Source organism: Methylobacterium sp. E-016, from assembly GCF_022829745.1.
Lineage (GTDB): Bacteria > Pseudomonadota > Alphaproteobacteria > Rhizobiales > Beijerinckiaceae > Methylobacterium.
The window spans coordinates 1-18087 of record NZ_JAKSYF010000191.1 but is presented as its reverse complement, the minus strand read 5'-3'; the positions used below and the strand labels follow the sequence as shown (position 1 = coordinate 18087).

At 68.0% G+C, this 18087-nt stretch carries 13 protein-coding genes and 1 pseudogene; 10 read left to right on the top strand and 4 right to left on the bottom strand.

All coding sequences use genetic code 11. From position 1 onward, the window contains the following. The first annotated feature begins 232 nt into the window (after nt 1-232). From MKK68_RS26980 to MKK68_RS26970, 3 genes are all read left to right on the top strand, one after another. Nucleotides 233-1522: a site-specific integrase gene (locus MKK68_RS26980; RefSeq protein ID WP_244033488.1), complete on the top strand. Its 1290-nt coding sequence runs from the start codon at nt 233-235 to the stop codon at nt 1520-1522. A 1080-nt stretch (nt 1523-2602) separates the two neighbouring features. After that, nucleotides 2603-3835, top strand: coding sequence for a molybdopterin-dependent oxidoreductase (locus MKK68_RS26975; RefSeq protein ID WP_244033487.1), 1233 nt, complete (start codon nt 2603-2605; stop codon nt 3833-3835). 15 nt (nt 3836-3850) lie between these two features. Then, entirely contained in the window at nt 3851-4198 is a 348-nt protein-coding gene (locus tag MKK68_RS26970; RefSeq protein WP_244033486.1) for a cytochrome c, read from the top strand. Here MKK68_RS26970 and MKK68_RS26965 read toward each other — a convergent pair. The 3 genes from MKK68_RS26965 to MKK68_RS26955 all read right to left on the bottom strand — a co-directional run bounded on the left by MKK68_RS26965 (nt 4182) and on the right by MKK68_RS26955 (nt 7970). Next, nucleotides 4182-5564, bottom strand: coding sequence for a sensor histidine kinase N-terminal domain-containing protein (locus MKK68_RS26965; RefSeq protein WP_244033485.1), 1383 nt, complete (start codon nt 5562-5564; stop codon nt 4182-4184). The two genes, MKK68_RS26970 and MKK68_RS26965, sit on opposite strands and share 17 nt — an antisense overlap. Then, complete coding sequence (locus tag MKK68_RS26960; protein ID WP_244033484.1) at nt 5561-6226, bottom strand: winged helix-turn-helix domain-containing protein; 666 nt, start codon at nt 6224-6226, stop codon at nt 5561-5563. The genes MKK68_RS26965 and MKK68_RS26960 overlap by 4 nt, the downstream gene beginning before the upstream one ends. Before the next feature lie 472 nt (nt 6227-6698). Continuing rightward, the gene (locus MKK68_RS26955; RefSeq protein ID WP_244033483.1) at nt 6699-7970 is read right to left on the bottom strand and encodes a D-serine ammonia-lyase; all 1272 of its coding nucleotides are present in this window, start codon (nt 7968-7970) and stop codon (nt 6699-6701) included. Between the two features lie 343 nt (nt 7971-8313). Here MKK68_RS26955 and MKK68_RS26950 point away from each other — a divergent pair, with 343 nt between their 5' ends. Then, entirely contained in the window at nt 8314-9324 is a 1011-nt protein-coding gene (locus MKK68_RS26950) for a 1-aminocyclopropane-1-carboxylate deaminase (RefSeq protein WP_243949676.1), read from the top strand. Nucleotides 9325-9354: 30 nt separating this feature from the next. On the opposite strand, the gene MKK68_RS26945 is transcribed toward MKK68_RS26950, so the two are convergent. Then, entirely contained in the window at nt 9355-10263 is a 909-nt protein-coding gene (locus MKK68_RS26945; RefSeq protein ID WP_243949675.1) for a LysR family transcriptional regulator, read from the bottom strand. Between the two features lie 171 nt (nt 10264-10434). On the opposite strand from MKK68_RS26945, the gene MKK68_RS26940 reads away from it, so the two are divergent. The 6 genes and pseudogenes from MKK68_RS26940 to repC all read left to right on the top strand — a co-directional run. Further along, nucleotides 10435-11961: an ABC transporter substrate-binding protein gene (locus MKK68_RS26940; protein WP_409567333.1), complete on the top strand. Its 1527-nt coding sequence runs from the start codon at nt 10435-10437 to the stop codon at nt 11959-11961. A gap of 51 nt (nt 11962-12012) precedes the next feature. Beyond that, a complete protein-coding gene (locus MKK68_RS26935) occupies nt 12013-12927 on the top strand; it encodes an ABC transporter permease (RefSeq protein ID WP_243949671.1) in 915 nt (304 codons plus the stop codon). After that, nucleotides 12924-13877: an ABC transporter permease gene (locus MKK68_RS26930; RefSeq protein ID WP_243988465.1), complete on the top strand. Its 954-nt coding sequence runs from the start codon at nt 12924-12926 to the stop codon at nt 13875-13877. The genes MKK68_RS26935 and MKK68_RS26930 overlap by 4 nt, the downstream gene beginning before the upstream one ends. 50 nt (nt 13878-13927) lie before the next feature. Then, nucleotides 13928-15349 (top strand): M20 family metallopeptidase, encoded by a 1422-nt coding sequence (locus MKK68_RS26925; protein WP_244033482.1) that lies wholly within the window; start codon nt 13928-13930, stop codon nt 15347-15349. A 2-nt stretch (nt 15350-15351) separates the two neighbouring features. Then, the gene (locus MKK68_RS26920; RefSeq protein WP_244033481.1) at nt 15352-16962 is read left to right on the top strand and encodes an ABC transporter ATP-binding protein; all 1611 of its coding nucleotides are present in this window, start codon (nt 15352-15354) and stop codon (nt 16960-16962) included. A 709-nt stretch (nt 16963-17671) separates the two neighbouring features. Beyond that, nucleotides 17672-18013, top strand: a pseudogene (gene repC / locus MKK68_RS26915) (replication initiation protein RepC); the annotation flags it as partial. Nucleotides 18014-18087: the final 74 nt, after the last annotated feature.

The following is an 18087-nucleotide window of genomic DNA, read 5'->3' as shown; positions in this document are numbered from 1 at the left end:
CAGGCCCACGACAAGCCCGCGAAGCTCGCTCAGCGAAAGGGCATCCAAACCATCGGGATCCGGCAGCGCCATGCCGCATGTTGAATCACGCCCGAGCCAAACCGCAAAACGCCACCGCCCGGTGATCTGCCCCAGTTACGCCAAATCGCCCTTAAGCCTCTGTAATGACGGTATCTTCTTGATGCCGTAGGCCTTTCAGCGCGCTCCTGCTACGAAGGAGTGCTACGAAGCCATGAGGCAGATGGTGGGTCTCGTCCAGCGTCGGGGCATCTTCTATGTCCGTCGCACCATCCCGGATGCGCTGCGCGCTGACATGCCGGCGGTGCTCGGAACGGCAGGGCCTGGCATCTTCGACGAAAGCGCGCCCGTCTCGCTGAAGGGAAGGCGGGCCGGCCGCGAGTTCTGGGTCAGCCTCGGCACCCGCGACGCGGACGTGGCACGCGATCGGGCCCGCCGGCTGGATGGCGAGGCGGACGCACTCGTCCGCTTGGCGAAGCGCCGTCTGGCTCTCAGCGCTCAGCCGAAACTCTCGGACCTCGACGACACGGTTCTTCAGGGACTGGTCGCGACGTTCCGCCATCGCAAGCTCGCCGCGGATGAAGCGCGGCGGCGGGGCGCCGACCCCCTCAGTCGCGAAGGGTTCGACGCACTCGGGCGGGAGATCGCGTCGCGGGAGGCCGAGTTGCGTGATGCCAACGCGCGCGGCGACTGCACCGCCACGCACTTCGATTTCGACGCCATGATGACCGTGCTCGATGCCGGGTTGAACATCGCGTTCGGATCGCCAGCGGATCGTCGTCTCCATCTGGCGTTCGTCGAAGCCGAACTCGAGGTGATGGCCATCATCAAGGACCGGCACTCCGGGAATACCCGACCCACACCCTTGCCCCCGACGAAGGAAGACCTTCGAATGGAGGCCGTGTCTCGGCCGAAGCAGGAGAGGATCGAGGCACCGAGCCCGGAGCAGATTCTGGAAGGCTGGAAGACGGATCAGGCGCCGACCGAGAAAACCTTCTATACGTTCTCCAGCAGGGTGCGCCGGTGGACGGCCTTCCTTGCGGAGCGCGGTGTCACGTTCGAAAGTGCTCGTCTGTCGGATGCATCGGACTGGAAGATCGCTTCGCTCGTCTACCGGTCAGCGAAGAGCGTTTCGAACGACCTCTACGCCGTCAAAGCGATCTACGGCTGGGCCGTGGCGAATGGCAAATGCCCGGTCAATCCCTTCTCCGGTTTGAAGCAGCCCCGTACCGCCGTGAAGGGGCAACGACGATCGACGAAGCGCGATTTCACCGACGCAGAAGCTGCCCGTGTCTTGAGGGCGGCACGGGATCGTACGGGCTATCGGCGGTGGGTACCGTGGATCGCTTGCTTTACCGGCGCCCGGATTTCCGAGATCTGCCAACTCGAAAGATCCGGCATCACGACATCGGATGGCATGCACTACTTCCGAATGACCACCGAGTATGACAGCGAAGGGGAGTGGCTAGAAACCTCCGACACGAAGGAGAGTAAAAAAAACTGAAAAATCTTAGTTCAAAACGTATTATTCCGATTCACCCAAGTTTTATCCGAGAAGGATTTTTAGACTTTATCTTGCTTTCAAAGAGTCAGTATTTGTTTATTAACGCAACGCCAGACCGATTCGGTAGTCGAGGACGCAATGAGACAAAGTTTATCAGTCGCTGGGTCAGAGAAAAAGTAGGAATAACGGACTCCCGTATCAGTCCGAGCCATTCCTTCAGGCATCGCTTCTCAACCATATGTAGAAACTCCGGTGTGCCACCAGAGATAAGGGACAGACTGATGGGGCATAGTCGTGGCGACGCCAGCGAGCTCTACGGCGAAGACTGCTCGATTTCAACGTTATGTCCGGAGGTGGAGAAAATTCCCGTGCCGACTGGACTGGACTGAATCTTTGGCCTGCAAATGGGTGGGGCGCCAGGATGCTCACCCAGAACCAACTCAGCAAAGAACCTAGCTTAAATCATTGATCTTGCACGCGCTTCATATTCGTGCGCATAGGCAGTTGATACGATGCCGCGCTCAGTGCCAAGGCCGAATTCCTGTGCTCCACAGGGGGTTCGAGGCAAGCAAAATACCAAGGTAGTCGACTCGATCCCCAATCCCCGCAAATGCACAAAAGTGGCGTCGGCAAGGCGCCATGAGCAGACATCAGCTCAACGCCCGGTAGCGGACATTCAGTATCAGGTGACCGTCCGTCCGGTGTCGACCCCAAGCAGGCCCTCGGAACGTCCGCTTCGAGGCTGTTGAGGTGGAGATCGATGACCGGGTTGGGTGGATAGGCGCCGGTCCGCTTTTGAGCGAGAGTTCGAAGAAGCAGACGCTGTCGCGCCCATTCGCGATCCTCTTCGCACTCCTTGCGCATGCGCTCTGGGATTGGGCCACCAAGTCGACCGAGGCTGACGTCTGCGATTTACAAACGTAAACGCGGCTCGGCTGTTGGTGAAACTAGCCTCACGCCTCGCTTCACCCAACCACGTTCCACGACGAGCCCCAGCGCATTTAAGGTGCCCTTAAGCTGAGGGGCGCGGAGACCCTGCGCCGGCCTCTTGGGCTCCGGCTCAGCGGAACTTTGGATTCGATGCCTCAACACACCACGTTATCGTCGCCGAGCCGCCGCGGCCTTCTGTCGGCCGCCGCCCTCGGCGGGATGGGACTTCTCGCCGGCCGAGCTCGCGCCGACACCTTTGATTTTCATATCCCGGGCGGCCCGAGCACCCGGCCCATGACCACGATATATCCCGAGAAGGGGCGTATGATCGTCCAGCGCACCCGGCCGCCTTGGCTGGAGACGCCGTTCGAGGTCTTCGACACCGGCGTGTTCACCCCGAACGACCAGCACTTCGTCAGCTGGCATTGGGCCACCTTCCCGACTCGCATCGACACCGACAGCTTCGCCCTGAAGGTCCACGGCCTCGTCGAGCGGCCGCAGGCGCTGTCGCTGCGTGAGTTGATCCATGATCTGCCGCGCTTCGAGATCGCGGCGGTCAGCCAGTGCGCCGGCAATTCGCGTCTCTACGCGCAGCCCCGGATCGCCGGTGCCCAATGGGCGAACGGCTCCATGAGCAACGCTCTCTATGCCGGTGTACGCCTCAAGGATGTCCTTGATCGCGCCGGCGTGAAGGCCGGGGCCACCCATGTGCAGTTCGGCGGCCTCGATGAGCCGCAGCTGCCTGACGCACCGAAATTCGTGAAGGCTCTCGACATCGATCACGCCCGCGACGGCGAGGTCATGCTGGCCTTTGCGATGAACGGCCAACAACTGCCGATGCTCAACGGCTTCCCGCTCAAGCTCATCGTCCCCGGCTGGTCGGCCGTCTACTGGATCAAGATGCTCGACGACATCGAAGTGACAGACCACCCCGACCCGAGCGTCTGGACGACCCGGAGCTACCGGGTGCCGGATACGCCCCACTACACGGTCGAGCCCGGGCAGAAGGGCTTCGGCATGATCCCGATCACCCGGAACCTGCCCCGCGCATTCGTGACCAACCTCAAGCCGGGCGACAGCGTCCCGGTCGGGGCGCCGCAACCGGTGCGCGGCATCGCCTTCGGGGGCGACCGCGGGGTCGCCGCGGTGGACCTGTCGCTCGATGGCGGCCGGACCTGGCAGCCCACGACCCTTGGCAAGGATGAGGGCACCTACAGCTTCCGGCAATGGCAGGCCACGATCAGCCTCCCCGCTCGCGGGGCGCACACCGTGATAGCCCGCTGCATCAACACCGACCGGGTGATGCAGCCGATGCGGCGCGTCTGGAACCCGGGGGGGTACATGTCCAACCAGGTCGAGACCCTCGACCTCGTGGCGGCCTGAGGGGTGCACGCGACCATGTCCCGATCCCTCCGCACCACCCTGCTGGCCGGCCTCATTGCCGGCTTTCTTGCCGGCCCGGTGCCGGCCTTCGCCGCCGCGCCGCTGGAGCTTCGCCCGACGCCCGAAATCGACTTACCCTTCGGCGACGATGTTGGTTTCCCCGCCGGGCCGGGCTCCGACGTCATCGCGTCGAACTGCACGGCTTGTCACTCCGCCGACCACACCCTGAACCAGCCCGCCCTCTCGCGGGAGGAGTGGCATGCGGTCGTCGACAAGATGATCACCGCCTACAAAGCTCCGATCACGCCGGAGGATGCGCGGGTGATCGTCGACTACCTCGCCCGGGTCAAAGGCGAGCCGTAGCGGGCGGGGCACGCCTGGCGAGCCCGGGGCCGAAGATCGCGCTCGCCTTCAGGCCGGGGCCGCCGTCCCGTCCGTCGAGGTGCAGGCGGGCGCCGGATTGCATCAGCGCCATGGTGACAATCGAGAGGCCGAGGCCGCTGCCGAGCTTCGCCCGCCGGCTGCCGCGCACGAAGCGTTGGATCACCAGGGCGCGCTCCGACTCGGCAATGCCGGGTCCCTCGTCGGTGATCGACAGGGTGGCGCTTCCATCCGCGCCGAGCGCGGCATCCCAGGTGATCGCCCCCTCCGGGGGGGTCATCGACAGGGCGTTCTCCATCAGGTTGCGCATGGCGAGGTCGAACAGGTCCTCGTCCATCTGGATCTCAAGCTCGATGAGGGCGGGTGCGAAGGCGACGCGCTCCGACGTCGGCACGCCGCCCATCCCTGCAAGCAGATCGCGCAGGCGCTCCTCCACGGGGATCCAGGCGATGGTGGCTGGGCGCCCGCCGCTGTCGAGGCGCGAAACCGTCAGGAGTTGCTCGACGAGGCGTGCCGATTGATCGACCGCGCGCAGGGTCTGGGCGAGGGCGGCATCCCGCATGGCGGCGCCGGGCGCCTTCATGGCCACTTGAACCTGCGTCTTCAGGCCGGCCAGCGGCGTCCGCAACTCGTGCGCCGCATAGGCCAGGAAGGTGCGCTCGTGTTCGCGCGCAGCCGCGACCTTACCGAACAGCCGGTTCAGCGCATCGACCAGCGGCCGGATCTCCGACGGCATTCGGCCGGTCTCGACCCGCTCCAGGTTGTCGGCATCCCGGGCGGCGAGGTCGCGGGTCGCGCGGTTCAACGGCCGCAGGCCCCGGCCGACGCTGAGCCAGATGAGCGGCGCCAGGATCGGCAGGACGCAACCGGCGGTGAGCAGCAGGCTTTCGACGAGGCCGTGCTCCAGTTGCCGCCGCTGCCCGAGATTGTCGCCCACGAGGATGCGGAAGCCCTTGGCCGGGTCGGACAGGGCGTAGACACGCCAAGCTTGACCCTCGACCACGCGGTTCGAGAACCCTTCGTGCTGGTCCGACAAGACCGGATCCGGCGACCCGTCCGAGGCGCCGATCAGGCGCCCGTCCAGGGACCAGATCTGGCAGCTGAGGTGACGGTCGTAACGCACCACCCGCGCAAGGGCGTCGCCGTCTTCGGCCACCTGCCGTGCGGCCCCCGCCCGCGCCGGCGTGAACAAGCTGTCGACCATGCGGGCCGCCTCCATGAGGCGGCGGTCGAGGATGCTCTCGAACTGGGCGCGGCTGTCGACATAGGTCCAGGCGATGGCGGCGAGCCAGAGCAGCCCGGTTGCCGTGACCAGGGTAACGAACAGGCGCATGCGCAGGGAGTTCACGCACGCTCCTCCCGGATGCGGTAGCCGAGGCCGCGCACGGTCTCGACCGCGTCCCGTCCGATCTTGGCGCGCAGATTGTGGACATGAACTTCAAGCGCGTTGCTGCCGATCTCCTCGTTCCAGCCGTAGAGGCGGGCTTCCAGCTGGCTTCGGGACAACACACGGCCGGGCCGCTCGATCAACGCCTCCAGCAAGGCGAACTCCCGGCGCGAAAGGTTAAGCGCGACGCCCGCCCGCGCGACCAACCGGCTGCTCAAGTGGATCGTGAGGTCGCGCCACGCGAAGGTTGCAGAGGCGCGTCCTGCCGCCCGCCGGATCATGACACGAAGCCGGGCTGCGAGCTCGCCCAGGTCGAACGGCTTGCCCATGTAGTCGTCCGCGCCGCGGTCGAGCCCGGCGATCCGGTCAGCGACGGCGTCGATCGCGGTGAGGACCATGACCGGTGTGGCGTCGTCCCGCGCGCGGATGTGGCTCAGCACGTCCAGTCCGGAGCCGTCGGGCAGCATCAAATCCAAGATCGCCGCGCTGTAATGCGTCGCATCGAAGATCGACATCGCGTCCCCGCATGTGGCAACGCAGTCCGCGGTCATGCCATGCAACGACAACCCTGAGACCAGGCCGTCCGAAAGCACGGGGTCGTCTTCGAGAACGAGGATGCGCACAGAACGGTCGCTTCAGAGTTGCGCATGTGCCGCGATCGCGCCGAAGTACCACGCTAGCGGCGGCTTGGGGCAACTTTGTGGGTTCAGTCCGCGGAATCCGGCTGTAGGCTGCGGTCATGCCTCCGCGGCGCGCTCAAGAACACGTTACGCCTTCGGCTCTCCCGCGATGAAAGAGCTGCTTCCGAATAGGTACATCTTGGACCGACGTTTCGTCGGACGGGCAACAAGGCGGCTGTCTGCTTCCGCGGTGTCGCCATGACCGGCTTCTACGACCGGGATGGGTCGGAACCCGTCTGTCCGCTCTACGACCGCGTCGGGTGGAAAGCGGTCGGACAGCTGTCGGCGAATTCCCAGGAAACCGGACGAACGGCGGCCCCGGTACGTTATGACGTCTGCCGTATGGCGCCGGCGCCGCGGCCTATTGGACGACAGGCCTTCATTGGATTGAGCACTCAGCCTCCGCGGCTCGATTTCAAGCCGCTTGCGCGAGGGCGGCCTGGAACTCCGCCTCCGGCAGCAGCGCCCCGCCGGTGGTCCAGACGACGTGCGTCGCGTGGGCGACGTCCGGCAGGACGCCGCAGGCCGGCCCCACCGCCGCGAAGGCCGCCGCCGCCGACGGCTCGAGGCGCAAGGCCGCCCGGTCCCAGAGATCGCGCAGCCAGGCGAACAGGTCGGCGTCGCTCACCGTCACCACGGCCTCGACGAGGGCGCCGACGGTGCCGGCCACCAGCATCGAGGCGGCGGCCACGGCCAGGCCGTCCGCCGCGGTCCGGTTGTCGAGGCCGATCTCGTAGACGCTCACCGACCGCGCCGAGCCTGCGGCGAGTTGCACGAGCATGCAGGGCGCGGCGACGGGCTCGACGAAGACGCAGCGCACGGCGTCGCCGTAGAGCAGCTTCAGGCCGAGGGTGACGCCGCCCGGGGCGCCGCCGACGCCGCAGGGGAGGTAGACGCACAGGGGATGGGCCGCGTCCACGCTCACGCCCGCCGCCTCGAACTGGCGTTGCAGGTCGAAGGCCGCCGCCGCGTAGCCGAGGAACAGGTCGACCGAACTCTCGTCGTCGACGAAGTGCGCGTCGGCGCGGCCCTCGAAGGCGACCCGCGCGGCGGCGACGGCGCTGCCGTAATCGCCCGCATGCTCCACCACCCGGGCGCCGAGGTCCCGCAGGCGGCGCTTCTTCCACGCCTTGGCGTCGTGGGACATGTGCACCTCGACCTGGAAGCCGAGGGCGCGGGCGATCACCCCGACGCTGAACCCGAGGTTGCCGGTGCTTCCCACCGCGATCGTGTGGGCGCCGAAGGCCGCCCGGACATCCGGGTCGGCGAGGCGGGCATAGGAGGGCGCGCCCGACAGCCAGCCCGCCGCGAGGCCGAGCCGCTCGGCCTCGACCAGCACCTCGTAGACGCCGCCCCGCGCCTTGATGCAGCCGGTGATCGGGAGGTCGTGGTCGGCCTTCACCCAAGCCGAGGCCCCCGGGCGTCCCGACACCAGGGCGGCCAAGTCGGCGGAGAGCGGCAGGAGAGCCGAATCGATCCGGCCGGTCGCCAGTTCGGGAAACAGCTTGGCGAGGAGCGGATCGAAGCGGCGCCAGCGCGCCTCGGCCGCCGCGACCTCCGCGAGGCCGAAGGTCAGGCCCGGCAGGATCTCGGCGGCTCGGCCCAGGCGCGGGTTGCGCCAGACCGTGGGTTTGGCATCCCGCACGGCGTCGGGGAGATCGAGCGGGGGCGTGCAGGCGGCGCTCATACGGGCGGTGTCCTGTGACGGAAATCGGCTCGGATCGCCCGGGCCGGCGTGCCGAGCCGGCCGGGGACGAATCGGCGGCCGGGCGGCTGGCCTCGTCCACCGGGCCCGGACGGCATCGCACATGCGGCCGCCCATCATAAAGCCGTCGGCGAAGCTCACGGCTCGTTCGCCCTCGCCGAGCACTTATGAACGATCCTTCCATTCCGATGGGTGATGGCGCAACGATCTTTCGTCTAAGACTGCAGATCGTCTCATCGCAACAGGAAACGACGGCACATTTCGAGAGCACCTTCCGCACCGATTTTGCTAGCTTTCTCGGGCTGACCAACAAAGGACGTCGCCCATGCTGTCGAAGTTCGAGCGTTATCCCCTGACCTTCGGCCCGAGCCCGATCGAGCACCTGCCGCGGCTGACGGCTCATCTCGGCGGCGACGTGCTGATCTACGCCAAGCGCGAGGATTGCAATTCGGGCCTCGCCTACGGCGGCAACAAGCTGCGCAAGCTCGAGTACATCGTGCCCGACGCCATCGCGAGCGGGGCCGACACCCTGGTCTCGATCGGCGGTGTGCAGTCGAACCACACCCGCATGGTCGCGGCGGTCGCCGCCAAGATCGGCATGAAGTGCCGGCTGATCCAAGAGGCCTGGGTCCCGCACGAGGATGCCGTCTACGACCGGGTCGGCAACATCATGCTGTCCCGCATCATGGGCGCCGAGACGCAGCTCGTCGACGACGGCTTCGACATCGGCATCCGCGAGAGCTGGACCAGGGCCCTGGAGGACGTGAAGGCCAAGGGCGGCAAGCCCTACGCGATCCCCGCCGGCGCCTCGGTGCACAAGTTCGGCGGCCTCGGCTACGTCGGCTTCGCCGAGGAGGTCCGCGCCCAGGAGGCCGAGATGGGCCTGCGTTTCGACTACATCGTGGTCTGCACCGTCACCGGCTCGACCCATGCCGGCATGGTGGTGGGCTTTGCCGCCGACGGGCGCGCCCGCAACGTCATCGGCATCGACGCGTCCTGCACGCCCGCCCAGACCAAGGCTCAGGTGCTGGAGATCGCAAAAAATACCGCCGCCCTCGTCGGCGCGCCGGCGATCGCCGAGGACGACATCGTGCTCAACGAGGACTACGCCTACCCGGTCTACGGCGTGCCCTCGAAGGAGACGGTGGACGCGATCCGCCTCTCGGCCCGGCTGGAGGGCATGATCACCGACCCCGTCTACGAGGGGAAGTCGATGCAGGGGATGATCGACCTCGTGCGGAAGGGCTTCTTCCCCAAGGGCGCGAAGGTGCTCTACGCCCATCTGGGCGGCGCCCCGGCGCTCAACGGCTACAGCTACACCTTCCGAAACGGCTGAGCCGACTTGCGCCGGACCGGCCGACCGATGTCAGACGCCGCCGGGCTCCGTCGGCGGCAGCGCGGCGACGAGCCGGCGCAGGAAGGCCTGGACGGCGTGCGGCAGCTTGCGGTCGCGCATCACCTGGACCTGGATGCCCCGCATCAGGCTCATCCGCGCATGCACCGGGATGCAGACGAGCTCGCCGAGGCGCACCGGCGTCTGCACCGTGAGGGCCGACATCAGCGCGAGCCCCTTCGTCCGCCGGACGAAGGGCAGCAGGGCGGAAAGGATGTTGGCCGTGAGCGTCGGCTCGATGGTGATGCCCTCCGCGAGGCAGGCCGCGTCGAAGACCCGGCGAGCGGTGGTGTCGAGGGTCGGCACCGCGATCGGGTAGGCCTTCAGGTCCGCGAGCCGAATCGCGGGTCGGCGCGCCAGGGGATGATCGGGGGCACTGAGCGCCACCATCTCGACGGCGTTGTCGTAGGCGACCGCGACCAGGCTCGAGGGGGCGAGCGCGAAGGTGATGCCGATGTCGGCGTCGCCCGCCGCCACGACGTGCGTGACCTGGGCGGGGGGCAACATCTGCACCTCGAAGCGGATGCCCGGATGGGCGGCGTGGAACTCCGCGATCGCGTTGGGCAGCAGGTCGAGGGCGAAGCCCTCCGAGGTGGCGACGCGGATGAAGCCGCGCGCGAGGCCCTGCAATTCCTGAATGTCTGCCGCGACCTGCTCGGCGCGCAGGAGGGTCTGGCGCGCGTGTTCCGCCAGCAGCTCCCCGGCCGGGCTCAGCACCATGCCGCGCGGGCGCCGCTCGAAGAGGACGCAGCCGAGTTCGCTCTCGAGGTTGGAGATCTGCCGGCTGATCGCCGACGCCGCGATGTTCAAGTGCGTCGACGCCGCGGCGATCGACCCGGTTCTGGCAACGGCCAAGACGTAGCGGAGGCCCGAAACGTTCATGGAAGCCTGTCGATTGCCGAAACGGCACGGCAGCAATCGCGAAATTCTACTTGTTGCGATGCCAATTGCACAACACCATGGCACGACGAAAAAAGCGGCATACCGATGCGGCCGGCACGAGGCCGACCGCGCGGACGGGCGAAAAGGACCGACATCATGGCGAGCGGGATCATGGCGAGACACGGCTCCACGGCATGCGCCGCGCTCACCCTGCTGATGCTGGCCGCCAGTGTCCCGGCCCTTGCCGGCAAGGCGAACGACACCCTGGTCTACGCCTCCGACACCGAGCCGGAAAACGTCAGCCCCTACCACAACAGCGCCCGCGAGGGCGTCATCCTAGCCCGCAACGTCTGGGACACTCTGATCTACCGCGACCCGAAGACCGGCACCTACCAGCCGATGCTGGCCACCTCTTGGCGGTGGGTCGATCCCGTCACCCTGGAACTGACCCTGCGTGAGGGCGTGACCTTCCACAACGGCGACGCCTTCGGCCCGGAAGACGTGGCCTTCACCTTCAACTACGTGCTGACGCCGGAAGCCCGCACGGTGACGAAGCAGAACGTCGACTGGATGAAGTCGACGGAGGTCGTCGACGCCCACACGGTCCGCATCCATTTGAAGGCGGCCTTCCCGGCGGCGCTCGAATACCTCGCCGGCCCGACCCCGATCTTCCCGGCGGCCTATTTCAGACGCGTAGGCCTCGACGGCTTCGCCAAGGCGCCGGTCGGCACCGGCCCCTACCGCATCACCGCGGTCGAGAACGGGCGCGGCGTCAAGATGGAGCGCTTCGCCAAGTATTGGCCCGGCAGCCCGATCGGCGCGGCCAAGATCGGCAAGCTCGAGTTCCGCGTCATCCCCGACGCCGACAGCCGCATGGCCGAGCTCGTCACCGGCGGCATCGACTGGATCTGGCGCGTGCCGAGCGATCAGGCCGACCAGCTGAAGGGCGCCCCCAACGTCTCGGTCCTCAGCGCCGAAACCATGCGGGTCGGCTTTCTGCAGTTCGACACCCTCGGCCGGGCCAAGGAGAACTCGCCCCTGAAGGATCCCCGCGTCCGGCAGGCGATCTCGTACGCCGTCGACCGCAAGGCCATGGTGGACAACCTCGTGCGCGGCGGGAGCCGGGTGATGAACGCGGCCTGCTTCATCGACCAGTTCGGCTGCACCGACGAGGGCGTGCCGCGTTACAGCTACGATCCGGCCAAGGCCAAGGCGCTCCTCAAGGAGGCGGGCTACCCGAACGGCTTCGAGATCGATCTCGGCGCCTACCGCGAGCGCGACTACGCCGAGGCCGTGATCGGCTACCTGCGCGCCGTCGGCATCACCGCCCGGCTGAACTACCTGCGCTACGCGGCGCTCCGCGACCTCATCCGCGGCGGCAAGGTCTCGATCGCCTTCCAGACCTGGGGGTCGTTCTCGGTCCTCGACGTCTCGGCCTTCACGGGCGTCTACTTCCGCGGCGGCGACGAGGATCTGACCAAGGACCCCGAGACTATCGCGGCTCTCCAAGCCGGGGACGGGGCGACCGACCCTGCGGTGCGGAAGGTCAAGTACGCCGAAGCGCTCAAGCGCATCGCCGGCCAGGCCTACGCCCTGCCGCTGTTCTCGTACTCGACGAACTACGCCTTCACGTCGGACCTGACCTTCACGGCGCAGCCCGACGAGCTGCCGCGCTTCTACGCGGCGCAATGGAAGTGACGGCCGGCGCCTGAAGCCGACCGACCGCCGACCGACCGAGGGAGCCGGACCATGCTGCGATTCATGATCCAACGAAGTCTGGTGGCCCTGGCGGTCGCCGTGACGGTGTCGGTGGCGAGCTTCATGCTGCTGCACCTGTCCGGGGACCTGGCCACCGCGATCGCGGGGCCGGAGGCGACCTCCGTCCAGGTCGAGGCGATCCGGGTCCAGTACGGGCTCGACCAGCCCCTTCTGGCTCAGTTCGCCGCCTGGGCGGGCCGGGCGATCCGGCTCGATTTCGGCAACTCGTTCTACTTCCGCGAGAGCGTGATCGACCTGCTCGCTGCCCGCCTGCCGATCACCCTGTTCCTCGGCGTGGTGGCCCTGGCCGTGGCGCTCTTCGTGGCCATCCCCCTCGGGGTGCTCGCCGCGGTCCGGCGCGACACCTGGATCGACCGGGCCGCCCTCTCGGTCTCGGTGCTGGGCCAGGCCATGCCGAGCTTCTGGTTCGGCCTGACCCTGATCATGATCTTTTCGGTGAACCTGCGCTGGCTGCCGGTCTCCGGCAACACGACCTGGAAGCACTTCGTGCTGCCGGCGATCGCGCTCGGTTACTACGCCATGCCGGCGGTGATGCGACTGACCCGCAACGGCATGCTCGAAGTGCTGGCCTCGGACTACGTCAGGACCGCCCGCGCCAAAGGTCTGCCGCCGCGAAAGATCCTGATCCGGCATGCGCTGCGCAACGCCGTGATCCCGGTGATCGCGCTCGCCGCCGTCCAGTTCGGCTTCATGCTCGGCGGCTCGATCGTGATCGAGGCGGTGTTCTCGCTCCAGGGGCTCGGCCAGCTCGCCTGGGAATCCATCGCCCGCAACGACTTCCCGGTGGTGCAGGCGATCGTGCTGGTCCTGGCGATGATCTACATCGCTCTGACGCTGGCCGCCGACCTCCTGAACGCCTTCCTCGATCCCCGGCTGCGCCAATGACCCTCCAGCCATCCGCTTCCCCGCTCAGCGCCGGCTTGCCCGAGACGCCGGCGGCCCTCCCGGCCGATAGGCCGGCGGCGCTGCCCGCCGCCCGCTCGCCCACCGCCCTGGCGCTTCGGCGCGGTCTCCGCCACGGCGGCTTTGTGATCGGTGCCGGCATCCTCGGGACCATCCTGCTCTGCGCGCTCGCCGCCCCGCTGATCGCGCCCCACGATCCCTACGCCCAGGACGTCTCGCGGCGCCTGATCCCGCCGATCTGGCAGGCGAAGGGCACGTGGGACCACGTGCTCGGCACCGACAAGCTCGGGCGCGACTACCTCAGCCGCCTGATCTACGGCAGCCAGATCTCCCTGCTGATCGGGATCGCGGCGGCCGCCATCTCGGGCGTGATCGGCACGACGCTCGGCATCTGCGCCGGCTATTTCGGCGGCCGGGTCGACGCGGTGGTGAGCTACGTCGTGACCACGCGGCTGGCCATGCCGGTGGTGCTGGTCGCGCTCGCCATGGCCTCCCTCGTCGGCGGCTCGCTGAAGGTGGTGGTGCTGGTGCTCGGCTTCCTGCTCTGGGACCGTTTCGCCGTGGTCACCCGCGCGGCGACCCGGCAGATCCGCGACCAGGATTTCATCGCCGCGGCCCGCGCCACGGGCTTCTCCCCGGCCCGCATCCTGTTCCAGGAGGTGCTGCCGAACATCCTCAACGCGCTCATCGTGGTGGCGACCCTGGAGATGGCGCACGCCATCCTGCTTGAGGCCGCCCTGTCCTTCCTCGGCCTCGGCGTGCAGCCGCCGCTGCCGTCCTGGGGCCTGATGATCGCCGAGGGCAAGCCGTACATGTTCTTCCAGCCCTGGGTGATCACCATCCCGGGCGTCGCGCTCCTGATCCTCGTCCTGGCGATCAACCTGCTCGGCGACGGCATCCGCGACGTCACCGCCCCCGAGGGGCGGCGCTGAGCCCCCCTTGCCCCGCAAAAAACCCCACCGCACCGAGATCGAGTGAGCCCATGTCCCGACACGACGCGATCGCGCGCGCCGCGCGCCACTACGACGAGGGCGGCTTCCTCAGCGTGCTGCAGGACGCCGTCGCCCGCCCGACCGAGAGCCAGACCTCGGGGCAGCTGCCGAAGCTGAAGGCTTACCTCACCGACTTCCTGGTGCCGCGGATCGCGCCGCTCGGCTTCACCAGCCGCATCCTCGACAACCCGGACGGCGTCCACGGCCCGTTCCTCATCGCCGAGCGTCACGAGGGCGACGCGCTGCCCACGGTGCTGATCTACGGCCACGGCGACACCGTGCGGGGCTATCCCGAGCAGTGGCGCGAAGGCCTCGACCCCTGGACTGTCACCATCGAGGGCGAGCGCTGGTACGGCCGCGGCACCGCCGACAACAAGGGCCAGCACATCCTCAACCTCGGAGCGCTGGCGGCGGTGATGGCGGCGCGCGACGGGCGCCTCGGCTTCAACACCAAGCTGCTGATCGAGATGGGCGAGGAAGCCGGCTCGCCGGGCCTGCGCGACCTCTGCCGCGCCGAGGCCGCGGCGCTCAAGGCCGACGTGCTCATCGCCTCGGACGGGCCCCGCGTCAGCGCCGAGCGGCCAACGGTCTTCCTGGGCTCGCGCGGCGGTTACACCTTCGAGATGGTGCTGGACCTGCGTGAGGGCAGCCACCATTCCGGCAACTGGGGCGGCCTGCTGCGCAACCCCGGCACGGTGCTGGCCAACGCCATCGCGACCCTCGTCGACGGACGCGGCAAGATCCTTCTCGACGCCCTGCGGCCACCGGCGCTCCCCGACAACGTGCGGGCGGCGTTGGCCGACATCACTGTGGGCACCGATCCGACCGCGCCGAAGATCGACGCTGATTGGGGCGAGCCGGGACTGACCGCGGCCGAGTGCGTGTTCGGCTGGAACACCCTCGAGGTGCTGGCTTTCAAGACCGGCGACCCGGACGGACCGCTCAACGCCGTGCCGCCCACCGCCAAGGCGACGCTGCAGCTGCGCTTCGTCGTCGGCACCGACTGGGAAGGCATCCTGCCGGCCCTGCGCGCCCATCTCGACGCCCACGGCTACCCGATGGTCGAGGTCCGTGCCGCGCGCACGGAGGTGTTCCGCGCCACCCGGCTCCCCGTTGAGGACCCGTGGGTCGACTGGGCGCTGGCCTCGATCGCCGAGAGCACGGGCAAGCGGCCGGCCCTGCTGCCGAACCTCGGCGGCTCGCTGCCCAACGACGCCTTTTCGGAGATCCTCGGCCTGCCGACCCTGTGGGTGCCGCATTCCTACCCGGCCTGCCTCCAGCACGGCCCCGACGAGCACCTGCTCGGGCCGCCCTCGCGCGAGGCCCTGATGCTGATGGCGGGCCTGTACTGGGACCTCGCCGAGACCGGGCCGGCGGTGCTCGCCCGGCGTGAAGCCCTCAAGGGAGCCTGAGCATGAGCGAGCCCGTCGTCCGCATCCGGAATCTCACCCTGGCGCTGCCGAAGGGCTCGGACCGTCCCCACGCGGTCGAGGACCTCTCCCTCGACCTGATGCCGGGCAAGATCCTCTGCGTCGTCGGCGAGTCGGGCTCGGGCAAGTCGATGAGCGCCTACGCGCTCACCGGCCTCCTGCCCCGCGCGCTGAAGCCGGTCGGCGGGGAGATCCTGTTCGAGGGGCGAGACCTGCTCACCCTGGACGAGCGCGGCTGGCGCAGCCTTCGCGGTCGCCGCATCGCCATGGTGTTCCAGGAGCCGATGACGGCCCTCAACCCGGTCATGCGCATCGGCGACCAGATCGCCGAGATGTTCGAGGCGCACGGCCTCCTCACGCCGGCCGAGCGCAGGGCCCGGGCCGTCGCGCTCGCCACCGAGGTCGGCCTGCCCGATCCGGGGCAGATCGTGCGCGCCTACCCGCACCAGCTCTCCGGCGGCCAGCGCCAGCGCGCGATGATCGCCATGGCGCTCGCCCTCGAGCCCTCGATCCTCGTCGCCGACGAGCCGACCACGGCGCTCGACGTCACCACTCAGGCCCAGATCCTCACGCTGATCCGCGACCTGCAGCGGCGGCGCGGCATGAGCGTCCTGTTCATCACCCACGATTTCGGCGTGGTGGCGGACATCGCCGACCATGTCGCCGTGCTCCAGCGCGGGCGACTGGTGGAGCAGGGCAGCGCCGAGACCGTCCTTCAGCATCCGCAGCACCCCTACACCCAGGCCCTGCTCGCGGCGGTGCCGAGCCTGGTGCCGCCGGCGCGCGCCTCCCGCGAGGCCGAGCCCCTCGCCCTCTCGGCCATCGGGCTGACCAAGACCTACGCCACGCGCGCCGGCCTGTTCGGCAAGCCGCGCGTGGTCGCGGCGGTCAAGGAGGTGGCCTTCGACGTCCGCCGCGGGGAGACCCTCGGCCTCGTCGGCGAATCCGGCTCCGGAAAGTCCACCACCGCGCGCCTCGCGATCCGGCTGATCGAGCCGGACCGGGGCACGGTGCGCCTCGGCAGCCTCGACTACACGGCGTTGGCGCCGCGCGCGCTGCGTGACGAGCGCCGGCGCATCCAGATGATCTTCCAGGACCCGTTCGCATCCCTGAACCCGCGCCGCACCGTCGAGCAGATCATCACCGCCGGCCCGATCGCGCACGGTACGCCTCGGCGGGAGGCCCGCGCCCGGGCCCGCGAGCTCCTCGACCTCGTCGGCCTCTCGGCGAGCGCGGCCGAGCGCTACCCCAATGCCTTCTCCGGCGGCCAGCGCCAGCGCATCGGCATCGCCCGGGCGCTCGCCATGGAGCCAGACGTGCTCGTGGCCGACGAGGCGGTCTCGGCCCTCGACGTCTCGGTTCAGGCGCAGGTGCTCGACCTGCTGGAAGACCTCAAGCAGCGCCTGAACCTCGCGATGCTGTTCATCACCCACGACCTGCGCGTCGCGGCCAAGATCTGCGACCGCATCGCCGTGATGCATCGCGGCGCTATCGTGGAGATGCGGCCCACGGCCGACCTCTTCCGGCAGTCGGATCACGCCTACACTCGCTCGCTCCTCGCGGCGGTGCCGGGCCTGCAGCCTATTCAGCCCTGATAGCACGACGGCCTGCGAGACGGCCGAAGCTCCCAGACGACAGACTGACGGATGCTTTCGGTAAGCGCTAACGGCAATCCCGACGAATGGGTTGGGTCGGATGCGGAAGGTCTGCTTCTGGACAGACGGTCAAAGTCCGGTTGCCACCCAAACCGGTCGTTCCGGATCCCTGAGGCGATGCCCAGAAGCGGACATTGAGCGAGCTAGCTCCGTACGGATGGAGTTGGCTGAAAGCCCTCTTGCTAGTTTCGGTAGCGCGATGCGCCAAACCGGACGAGCGAGCATCGCCGCTACCACCATCAGAGGCGCACGTTTTGCCGACGTTTGAATAGCCGACACGGTTTACCGACAGAAATGCAAACATTTTTCGCCAGCGGACCTGCGGTTAAATCGATCGCCGGTCAAATGGGCGGATCCCCGACAAATCGTTCAGGTTACTATCGACCCTTTGCAGAAGCCGGGAATGTCCGCTTGCAGGCGGCTTGGTAAGGCAGTGACCTACGTCTGGAACACGTGGGCAGCAGTCATTCAGGCTCGCCATAGCATCGCGTGTGTTGCCCAGCCACTCGACCGAGGGTGACCTAGGCGGTGTCGCGAGAAACGACGGCCCGGCTTCGGGTCGTCGCATACACGCCACCCGTGCACGTCGCGTGGGTCGGCCAGCGTCTCCGAAGCAACTGCCCACCGATTTCGGGCGCTTTACGCTCGCCACGGCATCGCGACCTGGTCCGACCTTGCGACAACAGCGGATCTCGTCCGACGAACCCTCGGTGTCAGTCCGAGCGCCTGGGAAGAGGCGAAGAGCGCGCTCGGGGAAGAACAGGCGTGCGTGGTCATCGCCTGCATCATGCAGAAGGGGACTGCCATCAACTCGGCGGGGGCCTACCTGCGCAAGCTTACCGATCTAGCCAAGGTCGGCAAATTCTCGCTCGGACCGATGCTAATGGCGCTGATGCCAAAGCTGGGAGCAGGGGAGGGGGGCGCTGATCGGCCCCCAGGCGGTGGTCCAAGGGTGGAGTTAGTGCGCGGTAGGCCGTTCTGCCACGGGTAGCTTGGCCGGCGGAGCTGGTCGGGCGAGCGCAGCCGGCCAAGCGGAGAACGCTGGCACGAACACCTCCGGTGCCG